Below are 1,019 nucleotides of genomic sequence, written 5' to 3' on the forward strand. Positions count from 1 at the left end.
GCCACCCTTGAAAGAGTGCGTAATAGCTCACTGGTCAAGTGATTCCGCGCCGACAATGTAGCGGGGCTCAAGCACATCACCGAAGTCGTGTCATTGCAGCATATAGGGCCAACGCCTGCTGTGATGGGTAGGGGAGCGTCGTGTGCCGGGTGAAGCGGCGGTGGAAACCAGTCGTGGACGGTATACGAGTGAGAATGCAGGCATGAGTAGCGATACAAGAGTGGGAAACTCTTGCGCCGATTGACCAAGGGTTCCTGGGTCAAGCTGATCTGCCCAGGGTAAGTCGGGACCTAAGGCGAGGCCGACAGGCGTAGTCGATGGACAACGGGTTGATATTCCCGTACCCGCTTTGAAGCGCCAACGTTGAACCCTCTGATGCTAAGGCCGTGAAGCCGTCCTGGAGCCTTCGGGCGAAGGGGAGTGGTGGAACCGCCGGCCCAAGGTGGTAGTAGGTGAGCGATGGGGTGACGCAGGAAGGTAGTCCAGCCCGGGCGGTGGTTGTCCCGGGGTAAGGGTGTAGGACGTTGCGTAGGCAAATCCGCGTAACACGTAGTCTGAGACCTGATGCCGAGCCGATTGTGGTGAAGTGGATGATCCTATGCTGTCGAGAAAAGCCTCTAGCGAGTTTCATGGCGGCCCGTACCCCAAACCGACTCAGGTGGTCAGGTAGAGAATACCGAGGCGTTCGGGTGAACTATGGTTAAGGAACTCGGCAAAATGCCCCCGTAACTTCGGGAGAAGGGGGGCCATTCCTGGTGATGACACGTGCTGTCTGAGCTGGGGGTGGCCGCAGAGACCAGCGAGAAGCGACTGTTTACTAAAAACACAGGTCCGTGCGAAGCCGTAAGGCGATGTATACGGACTGACGCCTGCCCGGTGCTGGAACGTTAAGGGGACCGGTTAGCTCCACTTCGGTGGGGCGAAGCTGAGAACTTAAGCGCCAGTAAACGGCGGTGGTAACTATAACCATCCTAAGGTAGCGAAATTCCTTGTCGGGTAAGTTCCGACCTGCACGAATG

Annotated in this window: 1 rRNA gene; it reads left to right on the forward strand. The window is 57.5% G+C overall.

The annotated features are described in order from the left end of the window. Nucleotides 1-1,019 (forward strand): 23S ribosomal RNA (locus tag ACZ7C5_RS37805); the annotation flags it as partial.

Source organism: Kitasatospora sp. NPDC036993 (assembly GCF_055607525.1).